Below are 26,049 nucleotides of genomic sequence, written 5' to 3' on the forward strand. Positions count from 1 at the left end.
GGATTTGCATTCGGTATACAGTATGGAAAAACGCGGGTCAAGGAGCATGCCTGTGACCGTTCTTCGGCATGATCTAGTGGTGGAGTCGACGACCTGGGTGACCGCGCGGGCCCTCGCGAAGGGGGCCGCGGCGCCCCTGGAGCCCGCGTCCGTGCCGCTCGCCGACGCTCTCGGCGGCCGCCTGGCAGCGCCTTTGCCGGCGCTGGTGGCGGTGCCCGGGGTGGACGTGTCGGCGATGGACGGCTACGCGGTGGCCGGTGCCGGGCCGTGGCGGGTGGTCGGCCGGGTCCTGGCCGGTGGCGCCTGCTACGGGGAGGAGCTGCGGCCAGGGGAGGCGGTCGAGATCGCCACCGGCGCTCCGGCGCCCCCGGGCGCCTTGGCGGTGCTGCCGTACGAGCAGGCCGCGGTGGACGGGGCGCGGGTGGACGGCGCCGTCGAGCCCGGGCGGCACCTGCGGCGGCGGGGCGAGGACATCGCCGAGGGCGCGGTCGTGCTGGGCGCGGGCGCGGTGGTGACGCCGGTGGCGCTCGGGCTGGCCGCCGCGCTGGGCCACGACGAGCTGCTGGTACGGCCCCGCCCGCGGGTGGCGGTGCTGATCACCGGGGACGAGGTCGTCCACGAGGGCCTGCCCGCGCCGGGCCGGGTGCGCGACGCCATCGGCCCGTTCCTGCCGGGCCTGGTGTCGTGGGCCGGCGGCCGGGTGGCGAGCACGGACCGGCTGCCCGACGGCCCGCAAGCGCTCCGCGCCGCGCTGGCGGCTGACGGGGCGGACGTGGTCGCCGTGTGCGGGGCCTCGTCCAAGGGCCCGGCCGACCACCTCAGGGCCGTGCTCGGCGACCTCGGCGCCGACGTGATCGTCGACGGCGTCGCCGTGCGGCCAGGGCACCCGCAGCTCCTGGCCCGGCTGCCGGGCGGATCGCTGGTCGTCGGCCTGCCGGGGAACCCGTTCGCGGCCCTCGGCGCGGCCCTCACGCTGCTCGCGCCCATCCTGCGCGAGCTGGCCGGGATCCCCGTCCGCACGGAGGCGTCGGCGCTGGCCGGGGCGGTGCGGGCGCACCCGCGCGACACGCGGCTCGTGCCGGTCAGGCGGTCGGGCCGGGGAGCGGTGCCGGTGGGGCACGACCGGCCGGGTTCGCTGTGGGGTGCGGCGCTGGCCGACGCGCTGGCCGTAGTCCCGCCGGGGTGGGCCGGTGAGCAGGTCGAGCTGATCGAGTTGCCTCCTGGGGGCTAGACAGGCCGAACGGGAGGGAGTAACCATTGCGTTCATACGGTATGCAGTATGCGGAAGACAGCCGACGCCGGAAAGGGTGGCATGATGTCGGAAACGATCTCTGGTGGTCATCTCGTAGCCAAGGCACTCAAGGCCGAGGGCGTGGATGTGATCTACACGCTCTGCGGCGGCCACATCATCGATATCTATGACGGCTGCGTCGATGAGGGCATCGAGGTCATCGACGTACGCCACGAGCAGGTGGCGGCACACGCGGCCGACGGGTACGCGCGCATCACCGGCAAGCCCGGCTGCGCGGTCGTCACCGCCGGGCCGGGCACGACCGACGCGGTCACCGGCGTGGCCAACGCCTTCCGCGCGGAGAGCCCCATGTTGCTCATCGGCGGCCAGGGAGCGCTGAGCCAGCACAAGATGGGCTCGCTGCAGGACCTGCCGCACGTGGACATGATGAACCCGATCACCAAGTTCGCGGCCACCGTGCCGAGCACGGAGCGGGTGGCGGACATCGTGTCGATGGCCTTCCGCGAGTGCTACAACGGCGCGCCGGGCCCGTCGTTCCTGGAGATCCCGCGCGACGTGCTCGACGCGAAGGTCCCCCTGGAGAAGGCGCGTATCCCCAAGGCCGGGCACTACCGGGCCTCGACCCGCCAGCAGGGCGACCCGGAGGCGATCGAGCGGCTGGCCGACATGCTGGCGCACGCGGAGAAGCCGTGCATCCTGCTCGGGAGCCAGGTGTGGACGTGCCGGGCCACGGACGCCGCGATCGACTTCGTCCGCGCCCTGAACGTGCCCGCGTACATGAACGGCTCGGGCCGCGGCACGCTCCCGCCCGGCGACCCGCACCACTTCCAGCTCAGCCGCCGGTACGCCTTCACCAACGCCGACCTGATCATCATCGTCGGCACCCCGTTCGACTTCCGGATGGGCTACGGCAAGCGCCTGTCGCCGACCGCCGCCGTCGTCCAGATCGACCTCGACTACCGCACCGTCGGCAAGAACCGCGACATCGACCTGGGGATCGTCGGCGACGCCGGCCTCGTCCTCGCGGCGGCGGCCCAGGCCGCCAGCGGCCGCATCGAGAACGCGGTCACCAAGCGCAAGGAGTGGATGGACGAACTGCGCGCCGTCGAGACCCAGGCGTACGAGAAGCGCCTGCCCCGCCAGCTCTCCGACGCCCAGCCCATCGACCCCTACCGCCTGGTCCACGAGATCAACGAGTTCCTCACCGAGGACACGATCTACATCGGCGACGGCGGCGACATCGTCACCTTCTCCGGCCAGGTCGTGCAGCCCAAGTCGCCCGGCCACTGGATGGACCCGGGCCCGCTCGGCACGCTCGGCGTCGGCATGGCCTTCGCCATGGCGGCCAAGCAGGCGCGGCGCGACAAGGAGGTGCTCTGCCTCTTCGGCGACGGCGCCTTCAGCCTGACCGGCTGGGACTTCGAGACCATGGTCCGCTTCGACCTGCCGTTCATCGGGGTCATCGGCAACAACTCCTCCATGAACCAGATCAGGTACGGCCAGGCCGCCAAGTACGGCGAGGACCGCGCCCGCGTCGGCAACACCCTCGGCGACATCCGCTACGGCGACTTCGCCAAGCTGCTCGGCGGCTACGGCGAGGAGGTGCGCGACCCGGCCGAGATCCGCCCCGCGCTGGAGCGGGCCAGGGAGTCGGGCAAGCCCTCGCTGATCAACGTGTGGGTCGATCCCGAGGTCTACGCCCCCGGAACCATGAACCAGACGATGTACAAGTAGGCGGACGAAGTTAGGAGAGACGCCCAGATGAAGGCCCTCGAAGGTGTCCGCGTCCTCGACATGACCCACGTCCAGTCGGGCCCGTCCTGCACCCAGCTGCTCGCCTGGCTGGGCGCGGACGTCGTCAAGCTGGAGGCCCCGACCGGCGACATCACCCGGCAGCAGCTGCGCGACCTCCCGGACGTCGACAGCCTCTATTTCACGATGCTCAACTGCAACAAGCGCAGCATCACCCTCAACATGAAGAGCGAGCGCGGCAAGGAGATCTTCACCGAGCTGGTGAAGAGCGCCGACATCCTGGTCGAGAACTTCGGCCCGGGCGCGGTCGACCGCATGGGCTTCACCTGGGACCGCCTCCAGGAGCTCAACCCGCGCCTGATCTACGCCTCCATCAAGGGCTTCGGCACCGGCAAATACGCCAAGTTCAAGGCGTACGAGGTGATCGCCCAGGCCATGGGCGGCTCGATGACCACCACCGGCTTCGAGGAGGGCCCGCCGCTGGCCACCGGGGCGCAGATCGGCGACTCGGGCACCGGCATCCACGCGGTCGCCGGCATCCTGGCCGCCCTCTACCAGCGCCAGCGGACCGGCCGCGGGCAGCGCGTACAGGTGGCCATGCAGCACGCCGTGCTGAACCTGTGCCGCGTCAAGCTCCGCGACCAGCAGCGCCTGGCGCACGGCCCGCTGCGCGAGTACCCGAACAAGACGTTCGGCGACGAGGTACCCCGCTCGGGCAACGCCAGCGGCGGCGGACAGCCCGGCTGGGCGGTGCGCTGCGCGCCCGGCGGGCCCAACGACTACATCTACGTGATCGTGCAGCCGGTCGGCTGGAAGCCGATCTCGAACATCATCGGCCGCCCCGAGCTGGCCGAGGACCCCGAGTGGGCCACGCCCGAGGCGCGGCTGCCGAAGCTGGACAAGATGTTCCAGCTCATCGAGGAGTGGACGATCCGCCACGACAAGTGGACGGTCCTCGACCGGCTCAACGCCGAGAACATCCCGTGCGGGCCGATCCTGTCCACCAAGGAGCTGGTCCAGGACGAGAGCCTGCGCGAGGAGGGCATTGTCGTCACGGTCGACCACCCGCAGCGCGGCGAGTTCGTGACGGTAGGCAGCCCGCTGCAGCTATCGGACTCCCCGGTCGACGTCCGCACCCCGCCCCTGCTCGGCGAGCACAACCAGGAGATCTACGGCGAGCTCGGCGTCAGCGCGGACGAGCTCGCCGAACTCAGGACGAACGGAGTCATCTAGTGGAGCGGCGAGTAGGGTCCGACAGCGGCAGCTTGCGTAACCAGGGAGGACCCGTAGGGAGCGCGACCATGGGCGCAGTCCGCGAAGTCATCGAGAAGGCGCTCGCCGAGGGCCGCACGGCCCTGACCGCCCCCGAGGGGCGCCAGATCTGCGAGGAGTACGGCATCGCCACCCCGGGCGAGGGCCTGGCCACCTCGGCCGACGAGGCGGTCTCGATCGCCGAGCGCATCGGCCTCCCCGTCGTCCTGAAGATCGTCTCCCCGGACATCCTGCACAAGACGGACGCGGGCGGCGTGCTGGTCGGCCTGAAGAGCGCGGAGGAGGTCCGCGCCGGCTACGACACGATCCTCGCCAACGCCCGCGCCCACAACGCCGACGCCGCCATCGACGGCGTCCAGGTGCAGCAGCTCGTCGGCGGCGGCCACGAGGTCATCGTCGGCGCCGTCACCGACCCCACCTTCGGCAAGGTCATCGCGTTCGGGCTGGGCGGCGTCCTGGTCGAGGTACTCAAGGACGTGACCTTCCGGCTTGCCCCGGTTTCGGGTGAAGATGCCCTTGGGATGCTGGACGACATCAGGGCGGCGGAAGTGCTCCGTGGGGCCCGTGGCGCGGAGCCCGCGAACAGGGAGGCGCTCGCGGAGCTGATCGAGCGCGTCGGCCGGCTGGTCTCCGACGTCCCCGAGATCGTCGAGGTGGACCTCAACCCCGTCTTCGCCGACGCCAACGGCGCGGTCGCCGCCGACGTGCGCATCCTCATCGGCGACAGGCCCGCCGAGGTCGCCCGCCTGCCGCGGGAGGAGATCCTCCGGCAGATGACGCGGATCTTCAAGCCGCGCTCGGTGGCCGTGATCGGCGCCTCCGCCGAGACCGGCAAGATCGGCAACTCGGTCATGCGCAACCTCATCAACGGCGGCTACCAGGGGCAGATCTTCCCCATCAACCCCAAGGCCGACGAGATCATGGGGCTGGCCGCGTACAAGAGCATCTCGGACGTGCCCGGCGACGTGGACGTGGCCGTGTTCGCGATCCCCGCCAAGTTCGTGGCGCCGGCGCTGGAGGAGGCCGGGCGCAAGGGCGTGGCGGGCGCGATCATGATCCCGTCGGGGTTCGCCGAGACGGGGAACGTCGAGGGCCAGAAAGAGATCGTCGAGATCGCGCGCAGGCACGGCGTGCGCATGCTCGGGCCCAACATCTACGGCTACTACTACACGCCGGAGAACCTCTGCGCGACGTTCTGCACCCCGTACGACGTCAAGGGCAGCGTGGCGCTGACCTCGCAGAGCGGCGGCATCGGCATGGCCATCCTGGGCTTCAGCCGCACCACCAAGATGGGCGTCTCGGCCATCGTCGGCGTCGGCAACAAGGCCGACGTGGACGAGGACGACCTGCTGACCTTCTTCGAGCAGGACGACAACACCAAGGCCGTCGCCATGCACCTGGAGGACCTCAAGGACGGCCGCGGCTTCGTCGAGGCCGCGCGCCGGGTCGTCAGGCAGAAGCCGGTCATCGTGCTCAAGGCCGGCCGCACCGCGATGGGCGCGCGGGCGGCGGGCTCGCACACGGGCGCGCTGGCGGGCGACGACAAGGTCTACGACGACATCCTGCGGCAGGCCGGGGTCGTGCGCGCGCCGGGGCTCAACGACATGCTCGAATACGCCCGCGCGCTGCCGATCCTGCCCGCGCCCCAGGGCGAGAACGTCGTCATCATCACCGGGGCGGGCGGCTCGGGCGTGCTGCTGTCGGACGCCATCGTGGACGCCGGGCTGACGCTCATGGACATCCCGCCCGACCTGGACGCGGCCTTCCGCGCCTACATCCCGCCGTTCGGCGCGGCGGGCAACCCCATCGACATCACCGGCGGCGAACCCCCCTCGACCTACGAGAACACGGTCCGCCTCGGCCTGGCCGACGAGCGCATCCACGCGCTCGTCCTGGGCTACTGGCACACGATCGTGACGCCGCCGATGGTCTTCGCCGAGCTCATCGCCCGCGTCGTGGCGGAGGAGCGGGCGAAGGGCAACGTCAAGCCGGTCGTCGCGTCGCTCGCCGGCGACACCGAGGTAGAGGAGGCCAGCGAGTACCTGTTCGAGCACGGCGTGGTCGCGTACCCGTACACGACGGAGAAGCCCGTGGCGGTCCTCGGCGCGAAATATCGCTGGGCCAGGGCCGCCGGACTGTTGCGCTAAGAGCCGAGCGCAGCAGAGCCGGGTGAGGGGGCTAATCGGGGCGCACGAGGAAGTAACAACCCCCCAGGAGGTCCGTAGGTGGACACATCGAAAACACCACCGGCGACGGCCACGCCGCCGGTCGAGGACGAACGAGTATGGAAAGCGGGCCGGCTCGCGCCGATGCCCATCAGGAAGCTGCCCGACGCGCCTCCGTCGGTGCACATTCTCGGGCCGACGGTCTTCCTCGTCGCGCTGGGCGTGGGCATGGGCGAGTCGTACATGTGGCCCCGGCTGGTGCTGCTGTTCGGGCCCGAGATCAGGTGGCTGTTCCTGATCGGCGTCACGCTGCAGGCCTTCGTGATGCTGGAGATGGCGCGCTACGCCATGGCCACGGGGGAGAGCATCTTCTCCGGCGCGGCCCGGGTGTTCAAGCCGCTGATGTGGTTCTTCTTCATCGTGGCCATCGCCGTCTACATCTGGCCGGGCCACCTGTCGGCGGGAGCGGCGGCGTTCGAGGAGATCACCGGCATCCCATGGATGGTCACCGCCATCGTCGGGCTCATCCTGGTCGGCGTGGTGTTCAGCCTGGCCAAGGTGATCTACAACGTGCTGGAGAACGTGCTGTCGCTGCTCATCGGCACACTCGTGATCGGCACGGCGGTGGTCGCGGCCATGGTCGGCTCCTGGGGCGACGTGGCCTCCACGCTCTCGGGCATGTTCTCCTTCGGCTACTTCCCGTCGGAGGCCATGTCGGCGGCCTGGTTCCCCGTCATCGTGGGGGCGTGCGCCTTCGCCGGACCCTCCGGCATGCAGCAGATGTGGTACACGCTGCACCTGCGTGACTCCGGGGCCGGCATGGGCGCGCACATCCCGCAGATCCGCGGGCTGCGGCACGCGGGGGAGCAAGAGGAGATGCCCGCGCGCGGGTTCATGTTCGACACCGAGGACCCGGCCGAGATGGCCAAGTGGAAGGGGTGGCGGCGCTGGGTCACGTTCGACGCGCTGCTGCTGTTCTGGGGCGTCACCATGCTGGTGACGATCTCGTTCACGGTGATCGCGCAGTCCGCCGTGCGGCTCAACCCGGGCGTGCGGGCCGTCATCCAGGGCGACGACCGCGAGGTGGCGCTCACCGCGATGGCCAACGCCGTCTCCCACGCGGGCAGCTCGGTGCTCGGGGCGGTCTTCCTCGGGTTCATCGCGCTGATCGGCCTGAACGCCACCCTGGGGCTGTTCGACTCCTTCTCCCGGGGCCAGGCTGACATGACGTACCACTTCGTGCCCGGGGCGAAGAAGCTGGGCATGTCGCGCCTGTACGGGGTCTTCCTCTGGGGCGTGATCATATTCGGCATCCTGATCCTGCTGTTCGGACCGGCCGACGGGCCGAGCGGGATCCTGGACACGCTGGCGTTCCTGTCGACGTTCGCGATGGGGGCGTACTGCGTGACCCTGCTCCTGGTGAACAACCGCATGCTCCCCAAACCGATCCGGCCCAAGTGGTGGACGAACGTCGTCATCGGCTTCGGCGCGGTGTTCTACCTGGGGATGCTGTTCTACAGTCTGTTCGCCTTCGGCGTGGTCGTGGGCTGATGGACGGACGGCACAGCCTCGAACTCGCCCTGCCAGGGGCGTCGATCGGAGCCGTCGCCGGAGCCATGGCCGGTGGGCTGACCCTGTTCGCGGGGCAGCCCACCGGGATGGCCGCGCTGTCGGCCCTGTCGCTCGCCATGCCGCTCGCCCTCTTCGGCGGCCTGTACGGCGTGCTGCTCGGCCACGGCGTGTTCCGTCCGGGGACCTTCGGGCCGGTCGGCCTGTACTGGGTGGCGGCCTTCCCCGTGTCCCGGCTCGCGCAGGAGAGCCTGGTCGGGATCGGCCTGGCCGACGGAGTGCTGCCGTTCCTGGCGTACCAGGCGATGGTGAGCCTCGGCTTCGCGATCGGCTTCGTCTGGCTGCACGAGCGGATCATGCCGCACTGGCTGATCCGCCGCGCCGCCGCCAACCCCCTGGCCCACGACCTGCTCGGCGTCTACGTCCGGCACGCCGGGATGCTGCGCGCACGGAAGGGGACCCGCCGGTGAACCTGCCCCCCTGGATCTGGCTGGCCACGATCGCCGGCTTCGCGGTCGTGCTCGCCGTGGACTTCTGGCTCGTCGCCAGGAGGCCGCACGAGCCGTCCATGAAGGAGTGCGTGGCCTGGGTCTCGTTCTACGTCGCCCTGGCCGCGGCCTTCGGCGTGGGACTCCTGCTGCTGTCGGGCCCCGCGCACGGCGGGGAGTTCTTCGCCGGCTGGATCACCGAGTACTCGCTCAGCGTGGACAACCTGTTCGTCTTCCTGCTGATCATGAGCCGCTTCCAGGTGCCGCGCGAGTACCGCCAGAAGGTGCTGCTCATCGGCATCATCCTGGCGCTCGGGATGCGAGGCGCGTTCATCGCCGCGGGCGCGGGCGCGGTGGCCAGGTTCGACTGGCTCTTCTACGTCTTCGGCGCCTTCCTCGTCTACACGGCGTGGAAGCTCATGGGCGGCGAGGACGACGAGGCGGAGTTCTCCGAGAACGTCGCCCTGCGCGCGGTGCGCCGGGTGCTCCCGACCACGGACACCTATCACGGCGCCCGCCTCACCGTGCACCTCGGGCGCAGGATGGTCACCCCGATGCTGATCGTCATGGTCGCCATCGGGACCACTGACCTGCTCTTCGCGCTCGACTCCATCCCGGCCATCTTCGGCCTCACCAAGGAGCCGTACCTGGTCTTCACCGCCAACGCCTTCGCCCTCATGGGGCTGCGCCAGCTCTTCTTCCTCATCGGCGGGCTGCTCGACCGGCTCGTCTACCTGAGCAAGGGGCTGTCGGTGGTGCTGGCCTTCATCGGCGTGAAGCTGATCCTCGAGGCCCTGCACCACGACGGTGTGTCGTGGGCGCCGGAGATCCCGATCCTGGTCTCTCTCGGCGTCATCATCGGCACCCTCGCCGTCACCACGGTGCTGAGCCTCATCAAGTCGGCCCGTGACGCGAGGGCGTCCGCCGCGGCCTCGGAGGGGGTGGAGCCCGAGCCCGTGGAACGCTGACCACGCCGCGGCATCGGGGCGATCGTCCCGGCCGCGGCTGCTCAGTGATGCGGGCAGTTGGGTACGTCGTGCTCCACGGCCGCCCACTCGCGCAGGTAGCGCTCCGCTTCGTCGGCGGAGTAGTGCTTCTTGAGAGCTGTGCTCAGGCCCAGGCCGATCACCCGGCCGTCCGCCGCCTGGCCCGGGGGATCACCGAGGAGAAAGCGGAAGAACGCCTTCACGGTCACGCACCTCCATTCGTCCGGCTCCATCCTCTACCCGAGGTGTTTCGGAGCATGCGGTCTCTTGTGAACGACAGATCAACCCGGCTGCCGCGTCCGGCGCCGCCGCACCGGCTTGGGCGCCGGCAGGACGGGCTCCTGCTCGCGCTGGGCCATGTACGAGGCGCGGGTGTGCTCGGTGTGCTCGCGCATGATCTTGGCGGCGCGCCGCTCGTCGCCCGCCTCGATGGCGTCGATCAGCGAGGTGTGCTCCTCCCACGAGGCCATGCCGCGCTGGCGGGCCACCGGCGTGTGGTACCACCGCACGCGCCTGGCCACCTGGCTGGCCAGCTCCGAGAGGACCTGGTTGCCCGACAGGGCGGTCACCAGGGCGTGCAGCTCGGAGTTGGTCGCCACGGCGGAGTCGACGTCGTCGGCCTCCACCGCCGCGATGCCCCGCGCGCACAGGGCGCGCAGCCGCCTGACGCCGTCCTCGCCCGCGTGTTTGGCGGCGAGCCTGGCGGACTCGGTCTCCAGCAGCGTGCGCACGGCCAGCAGCTGGTCGGCCTCCTCCACGGTCGGGACGTGCACGAACGCGCCCTGGCCGGGGAACAGGTCGACCCAGCCCTCGCCGCTGAGCTGCTGCAGCGCCTCGCGGACCGGCTGCCTGGACACGCCAAGCAGCTCGGCCAGCTCGCTCTCCACGAGGTGCTGGCCCGGCTTGAGCTGCCCGGAGACGATGAGCTCCTGGATAGCCTCGATAACGCTCTCGCGGAGCGTGGCAGGGCGGGGAATCTTGGTGGCCGCCGCCTGACCGGCCTGATCCGACAGCAACATGGTCACGTCTCCAGGGCTGCGTACGGTTTTTCGTCGACTGCCTACAGCATACTGGCCAGGGGTCTGTCCTGGCTGGTGAGCCTTGTCACAGGCGCCTTCTATCCCCGTTCCTCACCGTTACTCCCGCTGCGAGCGCGGGCGGCCGTGGGTCACAGGGGGATGGTGGCCGGGAGGCCGGGGATGCGCAGGCGGGGGATGGCCAGGGCCGGGAGGGCGGCGAGGGCCGCGGCGACGGCCAGCGCGGTCACAGGCGTGCCCAGGGCGAGCAGGGCCAGGGCGGCGGCCCCCGCGCCGGCCAGGGCCTTGGCGCTGTAGACGACGGCGTGGATCTCGCCCGCCCGCTCGGCCCCGAAGAACTCCCGCACCAGGCTGGCGAGCAGCGGGTAGAACGCCCCGCCCCCGAGACCGGCCGCCACGGCCCCGAGCCACAGCAACGGCCCCCCGGACGGCACCGGGCCGGCACCCCCGGCCGTGGCGGCGAGGGCGGTGGCGAGGAGCACCTGGCCGACGGCGAGGGTGGTCAGGACGGCGGCGAGCACGCGGCGCCGCCCGAACAGCTCCGAGCAGCGCATCGCCACCGACCGGCTGGCCCCGTTCAGCGCCACCAGGACGGCCAGCGCGCCCCACGACCCGGTCCCCGCGACCACGATCACGTCGACGACCGACACCGCGCCCGCGCACGTCAGGATCAGGGCCAGCGCCGGCAGCGTACGCGTGCGCAGCGCCTGCGCCGGCCCGAACTGCCGGGCGGCTTCCGGGGTCGTGCGCAGCCGCGCCGCGTCCAGGGCGTGCGAGCGCGGGTCCACGTCCTCGGGCCACCACAGCGCGGGAGGCAACCGCAGGTGCCGGGCCGCGGTCCCGATGACCGCCAGCGCGACGACCGCAGCGACCAGGAACGCGGTGGACGTGGCGGCCGGCGCGAGCCCGGCCCAGACGAGCAGGGGCACCGCGCCGTACCCGAAGGCGCCGGTGATCAGCCCGACCCGGGCGGCGGGCCGTTCCGGGTACCAGGAGGAGACGACCTCGCCGCAGACCCCGTAGACCAGGCCCGCGCCCAGACCGCCGAGGAGCGCGTACCCGGCGAAGGCTCCGGGGCCGCTCAGCGGGAGCGCCGCCGCGGCGAGGCCGGCGAAGCTCAGGGCGGCTCCCGCGGCCAGGCTGGCGCGGACGCCGAGGCGGCCCCGCCGTACGAGGTGGAGCGCGGGCAGGGCGCCCGCGGCCTGGCAGGCGATCCAGACGGCCAGGAGGGTGAGCCCGGTGGCCTCCTTGGCGAGGAGGGCGGCGTAGCCGTACTGGAGCGGGCTGATCGCCGCCATGGCGCCCCAGGCCAGCCAGAACATGCGCGTGCGGTCGGCGGGGACGGGCCCGGGGAGGTACGAGCGGCCGCGCCAATCTCTAGCTGCATTCTCCATACTGTATGGAATATCCAGTAGACGAGAGACTGTCGAGACCCTAGACGAGGGATTTTCCATACGGTATACCGTCTACAAAGGAGGCTCGAATGGACCTGTACGAGTACCAGGCGAAGGAGCTCTTCGGGCGTCATGGGATCCCGGTCCCGGCCGGCAGGATCGCGGCCACCCCGGCGGAGGCCCGCGCGATAGCGGCCGAGCTGAACGCGCCCGTCGTCATCAAGGCCCAGGTGAAGACCGGCGGACGCGGCAAGGCGGGCGGGATCAGGACCGCCGCCGGGCCGGTCACCGCCGAGGCGGAGGCCGAGCACGTGATCGGGATGGACATCAAGGGGCACGTCGCGCGCAGCGTGCTCGTCGAGGCGGCGACCGTGCCGTTCGAGGAGTACTACGCGGCCTTTCTCGTCGACCGGGCTGAGGGCGGTTTCCTGGCGATGGTGTCCGGCCGGGGAGGCATGGAGATCGAGGAGCTGGCCGCCACCGACCCCGACGCCCTGGTGCGGCTGCCGGTCGACCCGGTGACGGGCGTGGACGCGGACACCGCGCGCCTGCTGGCGGCCAAGGCGGGGCTGCCCGAGCAGGCGGCTGAGGTGCTGGAGAAGCTGTGGCGGGTCCTGGTCGCGGAGGACGCCCTGCTGGTCGAGGTGAACCCGCTGATCTGCACCACCGACCAGCGCATCGTGGCCCTCGACGGCAAGGTCACCCTGGACGACAACTCCGCCTTCCGGCACGCCTGGGAGTACGGGGAGACCACCGGCAGCCTGGAGGACCGCGCCCGGGCCAAGGGGCTGAACTACGTCAAGCTCGACGGCCGGGTGGGCGTGATCGGCAACGGCGCCGGGCTGGTCATGAGCACGCTCGACGTGGTCGCCGGGGCCGGGGCCGCCCCCGCGAACTTCCTGGACATCGGCGGAGGCGCCTCCGCCAAGATCATGGCCGACGGGCTGGAGATCATCCTGGCCGACCCCGACGTGCGCTCGGTGCTGGTCAACGTGTTCGGCGGCATCACCGCCTGCGACGCGGTGGCCAGCGGCATCGTCACCGCGCTCGAGCTCCTCGGCGAGCGCGGCCTGGCCCGGCCCATCGTCGTACGCCTGGACGGCAACAACGCCGAGGTGGGCCGGCGCATCCTGAGCGACGCCCGGCACCCGGCGGTCCGGCAGGTCTCCACCATGGACGGCGCCGCCGAGATGGCGGCCAGACTCGCGGCAGGTGCGTGATGGCGATCTTTCTGACCAAGGACAGCCGGGTGCTCGTGCAGGGCATGACCGGCGCGGAGGGCACCAGGCACACGGCCCGCATGCTGGCCGCGGGCACCGACGTCGTGGCCGGCGTGACGCCCGGCAAGGGCGGCCGGTCCGTGGACTTCGGCGAGCGCGCGGTGCCCGTGTTCGGGTCCGTGGCCGAGGCGATGGGGGAGACCGGGGCCGACGTCTCCGTGGTGTTCGTGCCGCCGCGCTTCACCGGCCCGGCGGTGGAGGAGGCGGTCGAGGCCGGCATGCCCTTGTGCGTGGTGATCACCGAGGGCGTCCCCGTGCACGACGCGGTGCGCTTCCGCGCCCTCGCGCACGGCCGCACCAGGATCATCGGCCCCAACTGCCCGGGGCTCATCAGCCCGGGGCAGTCCTCGGCCGGGATCATCCCCGCCGACATCACCTCCGCCGGGCGCATCGGGCTGGTGTCGAAGTCGGGCACGCTGACGTACCAGCTCATGTACGAGCTGCGCGACCTCGGCTTCTCCACCGCCGTCGGCATCGGCGGCGACCCGGTCGTCGGCACCACCCACATCGACTGCCTCCAGGCGTTCCAGGACGACCCCGGCACGGACGCCATCGTCATGATCGGCGAGATCGGCGGCGACGCCGAGGAGCGGGCCGCCGCCTACATCGCCGCGAACGTCAGCAAGCCCGTGGTCGCCTACGTGGCCGGGTTCACCGCGCCGGAGGGCAAGACGATGGGGCACGCGGGCGCGATCGTGTCCGGCTCGTCCGGCACCGCCCAGGCCAAGAAGGAGGCGCTGGAGGCGGCCGGGGTCCGGGTCGGCCGCACGCCGTCGGAGACCGCCCGCCTCATGCGCTCGGCGATCTCGTCATGAAATTCGCCGTCAACCTCTCCATTCTCCTCACCGACCTGCCGCTGCTGGAGCGGCCAGCGGCGGCGGCCAAGGCCGGGTTCGACGCGGTCGAGCTGTGGTGGCCGTTCGGCGTCCCCGACCCCGCGGGCGCCGAGCTGGCGGCGCTCCGGCAGGCGATCGAGGACGCCGGGGTGCGCCTGACCGGCCTCAACTTCGACGCGGGCGACATGGCCGCCGGTGAGCGCGGCCTGCTGGCCAGGCCGGACGGCTCCGCGCGGTTCCTGGCCAACATCGACGTGGCGGTCCGGCTGGCGGGCGAGCTCGGCTGCGGCGTGCTCAACGCCCTGTACGGCAACGATCCCGGCACCGACCGGGCCCTGGCCGTGGCGAACCTGCGCGCGGCGGCCGACGCGGCGGCCTCGATCGGCGCGACCGTGGTGGTCGAATCCCTCAACTCCCACGAGAACCCGAAATATCCGATCACGTCGTCGCAGGCGGCGTTCGAGCTGATCGACGAGGTGGACCGGGAGAACGTGGCCTTCCTGGCCGACCTCTACCACCTGCACCGGATGGGCGAGGACGTGCTGGAGCTCATCGACCGGCACAGCGCCAGGTTCGGTCATGTGCAGATCGCCGACGACCCCGGCAGGGGACGCCCCGGCAGCGGCCAAATGCCGTACGACGAGATCTTCGCCCGGCTGGCGGCGGCGGGCTACCAAGGCCACGTCGGCCTGGAGTACCGGCACGAGGGGCCGGGCGCGTTCGACTGGAGGCAGGCGTGAACATCGGCTTCGTCGGCTTGGGGATCATGGGCAGCCCGATGGCGGCCAACCTCCTCAAAGCCGGACATGTCGTGACCGGTTATGACGTGAGCGCCGAGCGGGTCGAGCAGCTCGTCGGCCTGGGCGGCAAGGGCGCCTCCGGCGTGGTCGACGCGGTCGGCGGCGCCGAGGTGGTGATCACGATGCTGCCCGACTCGCCGCAGGTGGAGGAGGTCGCGCCGCTGATCGTCGAGTACGGCCGCCCGAACCTGCTCTACATCGACATGAGCACCATCAAGCCCGAGACCTCCCGCTGGGTGGCCGGGCGGGCGGCGGCCGCCGGCGTACGGGCGGTGGACGCCCCCGTCAGCGGCGGCGAGCGCGGCGCGATCGACGGCACCCTGTCGATCATGGTGGGCGGCGCGGCCGAGGACGTCGAGGCGGCCCGGCCCGTCCTGGGCACCCTGGGCACGACCGTCGTGCACGTCGGCCCGGCCGGCGCGGGACAGACCGTCAAGGCGGCCAACCAGCTCGTCGTCGGCGGCATCTACGGGCTCGTGTCGGAGGCGATCGTGCTGCTCGAAGCCTCGGGCGTGGACCCCCTGGCGGGGCTGGACGTGCTCGCGGGCGGCCTGGCGGGCTCCAGGATCCTGGAGCTCAAGCGGCACACGATGGTCAGGCGGGAGTTCAACCCCGGCTTCCGGATCGACCTGCACCACAAGGACATGGGCATCGCCGTCGCCGCCGCCCGCGAGGCCGGGGTCAGCCTGCCGCTCACCGGGCAGGTCGCCCAGCTCGTGGCCGCGGCCAGGGCGCAGGGCCACGGCTCGCTCGACCACTCCGCCCTCCTGAAGGTCGTGGAAAGGCTCAACGGATGAAGCGCATCCCGTGCATGGAGGCCGTGGTGGCGGTGCTGGAGTCGGAGGGGGTGGACACCGTCTTCGGCATCCCGGGCGCGGCCATCCTGCCGCTCTACGCCGCGCTCCAGCACAGCTCGATCAGGCACGTCACCGTACGCCACGAGGAGGGCGGCACCCACGCGGCCGACGGCTGGTCCAGGGTGACCGGGAACGTCGGCGTCTGCATCGGCACCTCCGGCCCCGCCGGCACGAACATGATCACCGGCCTCTACACCGCCCTGGCCGACTCGATCCCCATGATCTGCGTCACCGGCCAGGCCGTCTCCTCCAAGCTGCACCAGGAGGCGTTCCAGGCGGTGGACATCGTGGAGATCGCCCGGCCGGTGACCAAGTGGGCGGTGCAGCTCAAGGAGCCGGCGCAGGCGCCGTGGGTGTTCAGGGAGGCGTTCAGGATCGCGCGGTCGGGGCGGCCCGGCCCGGTGCTCATCGACCTGCCGGTGGACGTGCAGCGCGGGACCTGCCTGTACGACCGGGAGCTGGACGCGCCGCTGCCCGTCGAGGAGCCCGCGCCGCTGCCCAACGCCATTCGCAGGGCCGTGGACCTGCTGGCCGAGGCCAGGCGGCCGATCATTCTGGCCGGCGGCGGCGTGATCATCGCGGACGCGACCGACCAGTTGCGCGCGCTGGCCGAGCACCTCCAGGTGCCCGTGCAGGTGACGCTCATGGGCAAGGGCGCCTTCCCCGAGGACCACCCGCTGTTCGCGGGCATGGCGGGCATCCAGACCCAGACGCGGTGGGGCAACGCCGCGTTCCTGGAGAGCGACCTGGTGCTGGCCGTCGGGGCCCGCTTCGGCGACCGGCACACCGGCGACCTCGACGTCTACCGCCGGGGCCGCACGTTCGTGCACGTGGACATCGAGCCCACGCAGATCGGCCGGGTCTTCGAGCCCGACCTGGGGATCGTCGGGCACGCCCGGCCCGTGCTGGCGGAGCTGCTGGGCGAGGCGCGCCGGCGCGGCGGGCCGCGGCAGCCCGGCAAGTGGGTGCGGAAGGTCGCCGACCTGCGCAGGACGATGGCCCGCCGCGACGACTTCGACGACGTGCCGATCAAGCCGCCCAGGGTGTTCAGGGAGATCAACGAGTATTTCGGCAGGGACACCACGTTCGTCACCGCCATCGGGCTCTACCAGATCTGGTCGGGCCAGTTCCAGACGACCTACCTGCCGCGCCGCTACCTGGTGTGCGGGCAGGCCGGGCCGCTGGGCTGGGAGGTGCCCGCGGCGATGGGCGTCAAGTGCGCGCACCCGGAGCGGCAGGTCGTGGCAGTGGTGGGCGACTACTCCTTCCAGTTCCTCATGGAGGAGGTGGCGGTGGCCGCCCAGTACCGGATCCCGTTCGTCATCGTCATGATCAACAACGAGTACCTGGGCCTCATCAGGCAGGCCGAGATCCCGTACGGCATGAACTACGCCGTGGACCTGCACTACGGAGAAGGCGGCATCGACCATGTCAAGGCCATGGAGGCGTTCGGCTGCCCGGCGCGCCGGGTGGAACTGCCGGGCGACATCCGGGACGCGCTGGCCTGGGCGACGGCGGAGTCGGCGCGGGAGCGGCTGCCCGTGCTGGTGGAGGTGATGGTGGAGCGCGAGGCCAACGCCGCCATGGGGCCCTCGCTGGAGGCGATCAAGGAGTTCGAGCCGCTGCCCGAGCTCATCACCGCCGACTGGTCCGACTGAGGAGGAGCGCATGCGGCTCAAGCCGGGTACGGCCTGGCGGGACGCCTACGAACGGTGCTGTTCGGCGGCCCCCGAGGCATTCCACGACGACCGGGTGCTCAACCACTGGGGCGGCATCTGGCACCGCGACGGGCGCCCCGTGCCCGGCTTCTCGCCGCTGGACGGCACCGCCATCGCGGGCCTGCCCCGGATCGACCGGGCGGGCGCGGGACGGGCGGTGGCGGGCGCGGTGGAGGAGCACCGGCGCTGGCGGCACCTGCCGCTCGCCGAGCGCAAGGCGATGGTGTCGGCCGCCGTCGAGTCGATGGCCGCCCACCGCGACCTGCTGGCCCTGCTGCTGGTCTGGGAGATAGGCAAGCCGTGGAAGACGGCCTGCGCGGACGTGGACCGCTGCCTGGACGGCGTGCGCTGGTACGTGGCCGAGATCGACCGCATGGTCGCCGGCCGGATGCCGCTGCCCGGGCCCGTCAGCAACATCGCGAGCTGGAACTACCCGATGAGCGTGCTCATGCACGCCATGCTCGTGCAGGCGCTGGCCGGCAACGCGGTGATCGCCAAGACGCCCACGGACGGCGGCCTGTGCTGCCTGACGCTGGCCTGCGCGCTGGCGGTGCGTGAGGGCCTGCCGTTCACGCTGGTGAGCGGGGGAGGGGCGGAGCTGTCGCCGGTGCTGGCCGGCGGGCGGGCGCTGGGCAGCGTGTCGTTCGTGGGCGGCCGGGACGCGGGGGCCAAGGTGGCGACCTCGCTGGCCGACCTCGGGCGCCGGCACGTGCTGGAGCAGGAGGGGCTGAACTGCTGGGGCGTGTGGGAGTACGGCGACTGGGAGCTGCTCACGAGGCAGATCCGGGCGTCGTTCGACTACGGCAAGCAGCGGTGCACGGCCTATCCGCGGTTCGTGGTGCAGCGGTCGCTGTTCCACGAGTTCCTGGGGGCGTATCTGGCGGCGGTGGAGTCCCTGCGGTTCGGCCATCCGCTCGCGGTGGCCGATCCCGACGATCCGCTGCCGGAGCTGGACTTCGGGCCGCTGATCAACGCCTCCAAGGCCAAGGAGCTGGCCGATCAGGTGGACGAGGCGGTGGCCAGGGGCGGGGTGCCGGTGCACCGGGCGTCGCTCGATGCCGGACATTTCCTGCCGGGGCAGGATATTTCGGCGTATTTTGCGCCGACGGCGCTGCTCAACCCGCCCCGCTCCTCACCCCTCTTCCACGCCGAGCCGTTCGGGCCCGTGGACACCATCGTGCTGGTGGACACGGAGGCCGAGCTGCTGGCCGCCATGAACGCCAGCAACGGCGCCCTGGTGGCCACGCTGTCGTGCGACGAGGAAGAGACGTTCCACCGGCTGGCGCCGGAGGTGCGGGCGTTCAAGGTGGGGCACAACCGGCCGCGCTCGCGCGGCGACCGCGAGGAGCTGTTCGGCGGGCTCGGGGCATCCTGGCGCGGGGCGTTCGTCGGCGGCGAGCTGCTGGTGCGGGCCTCCACCGTGTCTTCCACCGGGGGCCCGGACGGCGAGCGCCTGCCGGGCAACTTCCCCCACTACACGCTGTTGCCCTAGGGGTTGCTCTAGGGGGCTATGAAACCGAAGCGGGTCGCCGCCAGCAGCACGAGGAAGGTCAGCATGGCGACCCGCATCACCTTTCCGCCGATCCCCAGCGACGGCCACGACAGGTACGCCAACCAGCCGATGAAGACGATCACCGGCAGCACGGCCACGCCGCCCAGCGGGTTGGCCACGGCGAACCCGGCCAGCAGCAGGACCACCAGCACCGTCGGCGCCGTCCATCGGGGCACCTGCGTGAACAGATAGGTCATCGGCACGGCGCTGCGCTGCTCGACGGCCTTGCGCAGGCCGGTCGCGCCCGGCGTGAAGAACTGCTCGCCCTCGGGAAGCGGGCGCTTGCTGTCTGGGGCCACACCCAGAGCCTACGGGAGACGGGACGCCGAGCGGGCGGGCCGCCCGCCGGCATCGTGGCGCGTTTAATCTGGTCGGGTGCTCGCCGTGATCCGATACACCGTTCCAGAGTCCCAGTCCCAAGATTTCGTCAAGCAGGGCCACACCATCCTTGACACGTTCGCCGCCCAGCCGGGCTACCAGCGGGGCAGGCTGGCCCGTTCGGTCGATGAGCCCAATCTGTGGGCCCTGGTGACGGAGTGGGAAGGCGCCGGTTTCTACCGCAGGGCGCTCTCCGCCGCCCGGATGGTGATGTATCCGCTGATGATTCTCATGGTCAACGAACCCAGTGCGTTCGAGGACGTTTACACGCAGGAAGGCGCTTAACGATTACTGGCGCGCGAGAGGGTCCGCGCGTCCCCTAAGCTGGGATCTCACCAATTTCACTCGCCGACCTCCAGCCGGAAAGAGAATCAACCAAAATGGCACGACGCACCGACGTCATGGACACCATCGTCAGCCTCGCCAAACGCCGCGGGCTCGTATACCCGTCGAGCGAGATCTACGGCGGACTGCGCGCGTCGTGGGACTACGGTCCACTGGGTGTCGAGCTCAAGAACAACGTCAAGCGGCAGTGGTGGCTGTCGACGGTCCAGTCGCGCGACGACGTGGTGGGCCTCGACTCCAGCGTGGTGCTGGCCCCCGAGGTGTGGCGGGCCAGCGGTCACGTCGAGACCTTCACCGACCCGCTGACCGAGTGCCTCTCCTGCCACAAGCGCTTCCGCGCCGATCACCTGATCGAGGCGTACGAGGAGAAGAACGGCAAGGAGCCCGAGGGCGGCCTGGCCGACATCACCTGCCCCAACTGCGGCAACAAGGGCACCTTCACCGAGCCCAGGCAGTTCAGCGGCCTGCTCAAGACCTACCTCGGCCCGGTCGAGGACGAGTCGGGCCTGGCCTACCTGCGCCCCGAGACCGCGCAGGGCATCTTCATCAACTACCTCAACGTGCAGCAGTCGGCGCGCAGGAAGATCCCGTTCGGCATCGGCCAGATCGGCAAGTCGTTCCGCAACGAGATCACGCCGGGCAACTTCATCTTCCGCACCCGCGAGTTCGAGCAGATGGAGATGGAGTTCTTCGTCAAGCCGGGCACGGACGAGGAATGGCACCAATACTGGATCGACGAGCGCTACCGCTGGTACTCCGACCTGGGCATCAACAAGGACAACCTGCGCCTTTACGAGCACCCGAAGGAGAAGCTGTCCCACTACTCCAAGCGGACCGTCGACATCGAATACCGCTTCAACTTCACCGGCTCCGAGTGGGGTGAGCTCGAAGGCGTCGCCAACCGCACCGACTTCGACCTGACCGCCCACTCCAAGGCGTCGGGCACCGACCTGAGCTTCTTCGAGCAGGACACGGGGGAGCGCTACGTCCCCTACGTCATCGAGCCCGCGGCCGGTGTCGACCGCGCCACGCTGACGTTCCTGCTCGACGCCTACAGCGAGGACGAGGCCCCCAACGCCAAGGGCGTCATGGAGAAGCGCACGGTCATGCGGCTCGACCACCGGCTCGCGCCGGTCAAGGCCGCGGTGCTGCCGCTCTCGCGCAACGCCGACCTGTCGCCGAAGGCCCGCGACCTGGCCGCCCAGCTGCGCCGCCGGTGGAACGTCGAGTTCGACGACGCGGGCGCCATCGGCCGCCGCTACCGGCGCCAGGACGAGATCGGCACGCCGTTCTGCATCACGGTCGACTTCGACACGCTCGAGGACCAGGCGGTGACCATCCGCGAGCGCGACTCGATGGCCCAGGAGCGCATCTCCATCGAGGGCGTCGAGTCCTACCTGCGCCAGCACCTGAATGACTGATCTCTAGAGTGCGTCCCACGGGCCGCCCGCCGTGATCCACGGCGGGCGGCCGCTGTGTTTTCTCCATCTTTTACGGCTTCGCACGGCCGCTGTGTTCCTTCATCCTTTACGGCTGCGTACGGTGTGCGTGTCTTTCCATCCTTTACGGCTGCGCACGGTGGGCTCCACCCGCCGCACCGCGCTGAGGGCCCTCCAGGGTGACGCTTCTCCGCCTCATCGCCGGGCCACCGTGACGCGCGCAAGCTTGACCGGCTCCGTGGTGATTCGTAGAGCGCCGGACGGACGGTCAGTCCGTTGCGGGTGGCCCGCAGGCTCCGGGTGGAGTGGCCGGTGGACCGGGGGATCTGGAGGCGTGGGAGTGAGGCGGGCAGGGCCGCAGGAGCCGATCCAGGAGCAGCCGTCGTGGTCAGGCCGGCCGGCAGGCGCAACGGCGGTTCGCGCTCGGCGCGGCGCCGGCCGTCGCTGCGCTCAATACCCTTCCGATTGGTATGGGTTGATCGCGTAACCCCCGGACCTGTTAGATCAGGGAGGGATGAGGTTCGTAACCATATGACGGGTGGAGTAGACGTTGAGCTATTCGTCTGGCGGGTACCCCAGAGGGGGGAACAGCAGCAAGGCGACGGCGGCTCTGGTGCTGGGCATCCTGAGCTTGGTCATGTGCGGGATCCTGAGCATCGTCGCCGTGATTGTCGGGCACAGCGCGATAAACGAGATCGACCGGGAGGGGCTGGAAGGGCGAGGGCTCGCGACGGCGGGGTTGGTGCTCGGCTACATCGCTCTGGTGCTGTGGGGGATCGGCTTTCTCATCTATCTGACCTAGCGTCATCAATGCCCGGGCGCGGGCGGGGGTGTTGTAGTGGCCCACGAACGCTCGGCGAGCGCGGCGCGCGGTATGTCACGGTCATTCGTCCAGTAGGGCGCGCCACCGTGACGCGCGCAAGCTTGACCGGCTCCGTGGTGATTCGTAGAGCGCCGGACGGACGGCCACCCCGTTGCGGGCCTTCTTGGGGCGGGGACCGAAAGATCATGTAAAGGCGGGGGTTACGCTGGTTTTCGCGGTCGCTTGATGACATGCGTTCCATGCGTACATCACGTTTCGCTCTTGTGCTGCTGGCCGCGGGCGCCGTGCTCATGACGGGAAGCGCCGCGTTCGCCGATCCCGAGCCGTCCGCGCTGGAGTTGCGGGTGGTCGTGGACGACTGCGACCACTCGGTGGTGCAGCCATGACTGATCCCCTGCTGCTCGAACGGGCGTTGTTCGAGGTCAAGCGGGTGATCGTGGGTCAGGACCGCATGGTCGAGCGGCTGCTCGTGGCGGTGCTGGCCAAGGGCCACTGCCTGCTGGAAGGCGTGCCCGGCATCGCCAAGACGCTGGCCGCCGAGACCCTGGCCACCGTGGTCGGCGGCACGTTCGCCCGGATCCAGTTCACACCCGACCTGGTGCCCGCCGACATCGTCGGCACCAGGATCTACCGGCCGTCGACCGAGACCTTCGACGTCGAGCTCGGCCCGGTCATGGTCAATCTGCTGCTCGCCGACGAGATCAACCGGGCGCCCGCGAAGGTGCAGTCGGCGCTGCTGGAGATCATGGCCGAGCGGCAGGTCAGCATCGGCGGGGTCTCGCACGACGTGCCGAGGCCGTTCCTGGTGCTGGCCACCCAGAACCCGATCGAGTCCGAGGGCGTCTACCACCTGCCCGAGGCGCAGCGGGACCGCTTCCTCATGAAGATCGACGTGGACTATCCCAGCGAGTCGGAGGAGCTGGCGATCGTCTACCGCATGAGCGTGGACCCGCCCGTCCCGCACGCCGTGCTGGACGCCGCTCAGGTCGTCGCGCTCCAGCGGCGGGCCGAGGAGGTCTTCGTGCACCACGCGGTGGCCGAGTACGCCGTCCGCCTCGTCTACGCCACCCGCGATCCCGACCGGTTCGGGGTGGAGGACGTGCGGCGGCTGCTGGCGTTCGGGGCGAGCCCCAGGGCCACGCTCGGCCTGCTGGCGGCCGGGCGGGCGCTGGCACTCCTGCGGGGGCGCGACTACGTGCTGCCGGAGGACGTGCGCGACCTGGCGCACGACGTCATGGCGCACCGGCTCGTGCTCTCCTTCGACGCGCTGGCCGACGGGGTGGTCCCCAGGCAGATCGTGGACCGGGTGCTGGCGGCCGTCCCGCTGCCCGTCATCGCCCCCCAGCAGCAAGCCCAGCAGCAAGCCCAGCGGCAAGTTCAGGAGAACGAGGCCGTGGCATGAGACCGTACCTGATGGCCGAGCCCGCGCTGCGCCGGCTCGAGCTGACGATCACCAGGAGACTGGATGGACTGCTTCAGGGGGAGCATCTGGGGCTGGTCCCGGGTCCGGGGAGCGAGCCGGCGGAGACCCGGCCGTACCAGGCGGGCGACGACGTGCGGCGGATGGACTGGAACGTCACCGCCCGCACCAACGAGCCCCACGTCCGGGACCTGGTCGCCGACCGCGAGCTGGAGATCTGGGCGCTGCTCGACGCCACCGCCAGCATGGACTTCGGCACCGCGGCCATGGAGAAGCGGGAGCTGGCCGTGTCGGCGCTGGCGGCGGTCGGCTTCCTCACCCAGCGGACCGGCAACCGGATCGGCACCCACCTGCTGCACGGCGGCGGCGTCCGGACGCTGCCCGCCAGGACGGGCCGGCCGCACCTGATGGCGCTGCTGCAGGCGGCGTTCGCGCTGCCCCGCACCCCGCCCGGGGTGGCCGAGCCGCTGCTGGGCGTGGCCGCCGACCAGCTAGGCCGGATGGTACGGCGCCGCGGCCTGGTCGTGGTCGTGTCGGACTTCCTCGACGCGCCCGAGACCTGGGAGCTGCCGCTGCGCAAGCTCACCGCCAGGCACCAGGTGCTGGCCGTGGAGGTGCTCGACCCGCGCGAGCTGACGCTGCCCGACGTCGGGATCCTGACGCTGGTCGACCCGGAGACGGGGCGGCGGCGCGAGGTCGCCACGGGGAGCGCGCGGCTGCGCCGCAGGTACGCGCAGGCGGCGGCGGAGCAGCGGGACGCCGTCGCGCAGGCGCTGCGCCGGGCCGCGGCGACCCACCTGCGGCTGCGCACGGACCGGGACTGGGTGCGTGACCTGGTCCGGCACGTCATGAGCCAGCGCCGCCTGGCCGCCCTGGCCCGCCCCTCCGGGGGAGGAGGTGGTGTGGCGTGACGCTGCTCGCGCCCCTGTGGTTGCTGCTGCTCATCCCCGTGGCCGCGCTGGCCCTGGCGTACGTGGTCATGGCGTTGCGGAGCAGGACCGCGTACGCCGTCAGGTTCACCAACCTCGACCTGCTCGACAAGGTCGCCCCGAGGCGGCCGGGCTGGCGCAGGCACGTTCCCGCGGCGGCGCTGCTGCTGATGTTCGCCCTGCTCGTGATCGGTTTCGCGCGGCCGACGGCCGAGGTGCGGGTGCCGAGGGAGCGGGCGACGATCATGGTGGCGTTCGACGTGTCGGCGTCCATGAGCGCCACCGACGTCCAGCCCAACCGGTTCGAGGCGGCCAAGCAGGCGGCCCGGCAGTTCGTGGCGGGGCTGCCCGAACGGTTCAACCTGGGCCTGGTGTCGTTCTCCTCGTCGGCGTCCGTCGCCGTGCCGCCGACCACGGACCGGCAGGCGGTGCTGGGCGCGCTCGACCGGCTCAGCACCGCCTCGGGCACCGCCATCGGCGAGGCGGTCTACTCCTCGCTGGACGCCATCGCCGCGCTCGACTCGCAGGAGGAGACGCCGCCCGCGCACATCGTGCTGCTGTCCGACGGCTCCAACACCACGGGCCGCACGGTCGGCGACGCGGCCGCGGCGGCCTCCGGGAGGGGCGTGCCGGTCACGACCATCGCCTACGGCACGGCGGACGGCACGATCGACATCTCGGGACGCGAGATCCCGGTGCCGGTGGACGCTCCGGCGCTGCGCGGGCTGGCCGAGGCGGCCGGCGGCGGCTTCTACGAGGCGGCCAGCGGCGACGAGCTGCAGGCGGTCTACGAGGACATCGGCACGTCGGTCGGCTACCGGACCGAGCGGCAGGAGGTATGGATGTGGTTCGTGGCGGCGGGGATGGCCTTCGCGCTGATCGCGGCGGTGACGTCGATGTTGTGGTTCTCGAGGCTGCCATGAGAGGGCTGGGCAGCCCGCGCGGGCCGGAGTTCGTCACGCCGGCGTCCGGAATCCCCGCCACGCCGCCGCAGGACGTGTCGCAGGACTCTCCCCGGAAGGGACGCCTGCTGGTGGCCGCCGCGCTCGTCGCGGCGCTCACCGGGGCGGCGGCGGGCGTGGCGGGGGCGCGGCTCTCCGAAGGGTCCCAGCCGGCCCCCGTCGCCGCCCTCCCCAGGGTGGCGCCCGCGCCGTCGGCCGGCCTCGGCGGGCTGAGCGCGACGGCGGCCCGGGTGCTGCCCAGCGTGGTCTCGGTGGAGACGGGCAGCGGGGGCGGCTCGGGGTTCGTGGTGGACGGCAGCGGCCACATCCTCACCAACGCGCACGTGATCAGGGGCGGCGACCGGGCGACCGTCGTGCTGAACGACGGCCGCCGGATCAGCGCCCGCGTGATCGGCGAGGACGACGACGAGGACCTGGCCGTGCTGGAGGTGGACTACCCGCGGGAGCTCACGCCCGCCACCCTCGGCAGGTCCGGCGACCTGGCCGTCGGCGACCAGGTGCTCGCGATCGGCTCCCCGCTGGGCCTGTCGGGCACGGTCACCGCCGGCATCGTGAGCGCTCTGGACCGGGAGGTACGGTTGGGCTCGGCGCGACGCACGGCCGTGCAGACGGACGCGTCCATCAACCCCGGCAACTCGGGCGGCCCGCTGGTCAACGCCCGGGGCGAGGTCGTGGGGGTGAACACGGCGATCGCCTCCGGGCGCGGCGGCGGCAACATCGGCATCGGGTTCGCCATCCCCATCGACCGGGCGGCGCCGATCGCGGAACGAATCATCCGAAACTAGGGTGCGGGGC

General features: G+C 71.3%; 25 protein-coding genes. 21 read left to right on the top strand and 4 right to left on the bottom strand.

Going from position 1 to position 26,049, the window contains the following annotated elements; genetic code table 11:
- Positions 1-52 precede the first annotated feature (52 nt).
- The 7 genes from H4W80_RS48130 (at position 53) to H4W80_RS48160 (ending at position 9,466) form a co-directional block, all read left to right on the top strand.
- The gene (locus tag H4W80_RS48130; protein WP_378525777.1) at positions 53-1,231 is read left to right on the top strand and encodes a molybdopterin molybdotransferase MoeA; all 1,179 of its coding nucleotides are present in this window, start codon (positions 53-55) and stop codon (positions 1,229-1,231) included.
- A gap of 48 nt (positions 1,232-1,279) precedes the next feature.
- On the top strand, positions 1,280-2,986 hold the full coding sequence (locus H4W80_RS48135; protein ID WP_225964069.1) for a thiamine pyrophosphate-binding protein: 1,707 nt from the start codon (positions 1,280-1,282) through the stop codon (positions 2,984-2,986).
- Between the two features lie 27 nt (positions 2,987-3,013).
- A complete protein-coding gene (gene frc, locus H4W80_RS48140; RefSeq protein WP_192791180.1) occupies positions 3,014-4,237 on the top strand; it encodes a formyl-CoA transferase in 1,224 nt (407 codons plus the stop codon).
- Positions 4,238-4,305: 68 nt separating this feature from the next.
- Positions 4,306-6,423, top strand: a complete 2,118-nt coding sequence (locus H4W80_RS48145; protein ID WP_192791181.1) for an acetate--CoA ligase family protein — start codon at positions 4,306-4,308, stop codon at positions 6,421-6,423.
- 78 nt (positions 6,424-6,501) lie between these two features.
- Positions 6,502-7,992, top strand: coding sequence for an Nramp family divalent metal transporter (locus H4W80_RS48150; protein WP_318787398.1), 1,491 nt, complete (start codon positions 6,502-6,504; stop codon positions 7,990-7,992).
- Positions 7,992-8,480 carry a hypothetical protein gene (locus H4W80_RS48155; RefSeq protein ID WP_192791182.1) on the top strand — a complete coding sequence of 163 codons (489 nt, stop codon included), beginning with the start codon at positions 7,992-7,994 and terminating at the stop codon, positions 8,478-8,480. Before H4W80_RS48150 ends, H4W80_RS48155 begins: the two co-directional genes overlap by 1 nt.
- Positions 8,477-9,466 (top strand): TerC family protein, encoded by a 990-nt coding sequence (locus H4W80_RS48160; RefSeq protein WP_192791183.1) that lies wholly within the window; start codon positions 8,477-8,479, stop codon positions 9,464-9,466. The genes H4W80_RS48155 and H4W80_RS48160 overlap by 4 nt, the downstream gene beginning before the upstream one ends.
- A gap of 41 nt (positions 9,467-9,507) precedes the next feature.
- Here H4W80_RS48160 and H4W80_RS48165 read toward each other — a convergent pair whose 3' ends face one another.
- The 3 genes from H4W80_RS48165 to H4W80_RS48175 form a co-directional block, all read right to left on the bottom strand.
- Positions 9,508-9,693: a hypothetical protein gene (locus H4W80_RS48165; protein WP_225964070.1), complete on the bottom strand. Its 186-nt coding sequence runs from the start codon at positions 9,691-9,693 to the stop codon at positions 9,508-9,510.
- Between the two features lie 72 nt (positions 9,694-9,765).
- A complete protein-coding gene (locus tag H4W80_RS48170) occupies positions 9,766-10,503 on the bottom strand; it encodes a GntR family transcriptional regulator (RefSeq protein ID WP_192794172.1) in 738 nt (245 codons plus the stop codon).
- A gap of 149 nt (positions 10,504-10,652) precedes the next feature.
- On the bottom strand, positions 10,653-11,915 hold the full coding sequence (locus tag H4W80_RS48175) for an MFS transporter (protein ID WP_192791185.1): 1,263 nt from the start codon (positions 11,913-11,915) through the stop codon (positions 10,653-10,655).
- 89 nt (positions 11,916-12,004) lie between these two features.
- Between H4W80_RS48175 and sucC the strand changes: the two genes are divergently transcribed.
- Genes sucC through H4W80_RS48205 form a run of 6 tightly spaced genes read left to right on the top strand, consistent with a single transcriptional unit; the run spans position 12,005 to position 18,898 of the window.
- Positions 12,005-13,135 (top strand): ADP-forming succinate--CoA ligase subunit beta, encoded by a 1,131-nt coding sequence (sucC, locus tag H4W80_RS48180; protein ID WP_192791186.1) that lies wholly within the window; start codon positions 12,005-12,007, stop codon positions 13,133-13,135.
- Positions 13,135-14,010, top strand: a complete 876-nt coding sequence (gene sucD, locus H4W80_RS48185) for a succinate--CoA ligase subunit alpha (RefSeq protein WP_192791187.1) — start codon at positions 13,135-13,137, stop codon at positions 14,008-14,010. Before sucC ends, sucD begins: the two co-directional genes overlap by 1 nt.
- Positions 14,007-14,771 carry a hydroxypyruvate isomerase family protein gene (locus H4W80_RS48190; protein ID WP_192791188.1) on the top strand — a complete coding sequence of 255 codons (765 nt, stop codon included), beginning with the start codon at positions 14,007-14,009 and terminating at the stop codon, positions 14,769-14,771. Before sucD ends, H4W80_RS48190 begins: the two co-directional genes overlap by 4 nt.
- Positions 14,768-15,628: an NAD(P)-dependent oxidoreductase gene (locus H4W80_RS48195; RefSeq protein WP_192791189.1), complete on the top strand. Its 861-nt coding sequence runs from the start codon at positions 14,768-14,770 to the stop codon at positions 15,626-15,628. The genes H4W80_RS48190 and H4W80_RS48195 overlap by 4 nt, the downstream gene beginning before the upstream one ends.
- The gene (gene gcl, locus H4W80_RS48200; protein ID WP_192791190.1) at positions 15,625-17,346 is read left to right on the top strand and encodes a glyoxylate carboligase; all 1,722 of its coding nucleotides are present in this window, start codon (positions 15,625-15,627) and stop codon (positions 17,344-17,346) included. The genes H4W80_RS48195 and gcl overlap by 4 nt, the downstream gene beginning before the upstream one ends.
- A 10-nt stretch (positions 17,347-17,356) precedes the next feature.
- A complete protein-coding gene (locus H4W80_RS48205; RefSeq protein ID WP_192791191.1) occupies positions 17,357-18,898 on the top strand; it encodes an aldehyde dehydrogenase family protein in 1,542 nt (513 codons plus the stop codon).
- 8 nt (positions 18,899-18,906) lie between these two features.
- Here the strand turns inward: H4W80_RS48205 and H4W80_RS48210 are convergent, their stop codons facing one another.
- Positions 18,907-19,257 carry a DUF6703 family protein gene (locus H4W80_RS48210; protein WP_192791192.1) on the bottom strand — a complete coding sequence of 117 codons (351 nt, stop codon included), beginning with the start codon at positions 19,255-19,257 and terminating at the stop codon, positions 18,907-18,909.
- A gap of 76 nt (positions 19,258-19,333) precedes the next feature.
- Between H4W80_RS48210 and H4W80_RS48215 the strand changes: the two genes are divergently transcribed.
- The 8 genes from H4W80_RS48215 (at position 19,334) to H4W80_RS48250 (ending at position 26,039) form a co-directional block, all read left to right on the top strand.
- A complete protein-coding gene (locus H4W80_RS48215) occupies positions 19,334-19,621 on the top strand; it encodes an antibiotic biosynthesis monooxygenase family protein (RefSeq protein ID WP_192791193.1) in 288 nt (95 codons plus the stop codon).
- A 95-nt stretch (positions 19,622-19,716) separates the two neighbouring features.
- Positions 19,717-21,102: a glycine--tRNA ligase gene (locus tag H4W80_RS48220; protein ID WP_192791194.1), complete on the top strand. Its 1,386-nt coding sequence runs from the start codon at positions 19,717-19,719 to the stop codon at positions 21,100-21,102.
- A gap of 568 nt (positions 21,103-21,670) precedes the next feature.
- Complete coding sequence (locus H4W80_RS48225) at positions 21,671-21,922, top strand: DUF4190 domain-containing protein (RefSeq protein WP_225964071.1); 252 nt, start codon at positions 21,671-21,673, stop codon at positions 21,920-21,922.
- Positions 21,923-22,182: 260 nt separating this feature from the next.
- Positions 22,183-22,329 carry a hypothetical protein gene (locus tag H4W80_RS48230; protein ID WP_192791196.1) on the top strand — a complete coding sequence of 49 codons (147 nt, stop codon included), beginning with the start codon at positions 22,183-22,185 and terminating at the stop codon, positions 22,327-22,329.
- Positions 22,326-23,345 (top strand): AAA family ATPase, encoded by a 1,020-nt coding sequence (locus H4W80_RS48235; protein WP_192791197.1) that lies wholly within the window; start codon positions 22,326-22,328, stop codon positions 23,343-23,345. Before H4W80_RS48230 ends, H4W80_RS48235 begins: the two co-directional genes overlap by 4 nt.
- Complete coding sequence (locus H4W80_RS48240) at positions 23,342-24,274, top strand: DUF58 domain-containing protein (protein WP_192791198.1); 933 nt, start codon at positions 23,342-23,344, stop codon at positions 24,272-24,274. Before H4W80_RS48235 ends, H4W80_RS48240 begins: the two co-directional genes overlap by 4 nt.
- Positions 24,271-25,215 carry a VWA domain-containing protein gene (locus H4W80_RS48245; protein ID WP_192791199.1) on the top strand — a complete coding sequence of 315 codons (945 nt, stop codon included), beginning with the start codon at positions 24,271-24,273 and terminating at the stop codon, positions 25,213-25,215. The genes H4W80_RS48240 and H4W80_RS48245 overlap by 4 nt, the downstream gene beginning before the upstream one ends.
- On the top strand, positions 25,194-26,039 hold the full coding sequence (locus H4W80_RS48250; protein WP_318787399.1) for a S1C family serine protease: 846 nt from the start codon (positions 25,194-25,196) through the stop codon (positions 26,037-26,039). The genes H4W80_RS48245 and H4W80_RS48250 overlap by 22 nt, the downstream gene beginning before the upstream one ends.
- Positions 26,040-26,049 lie beyond the last annotated feature (10 nt).

The sequence above is a fragment of the Nonomuraea angiospora genome (assembly GCF_014873145.1).
Taxonomy (GTDB): Bacteria; Actinomycetota; Actinomycetes; order Streptosporangiales; family Streptosporangiaceae; genus Nonomuraea; species Nonomuraea angiospora.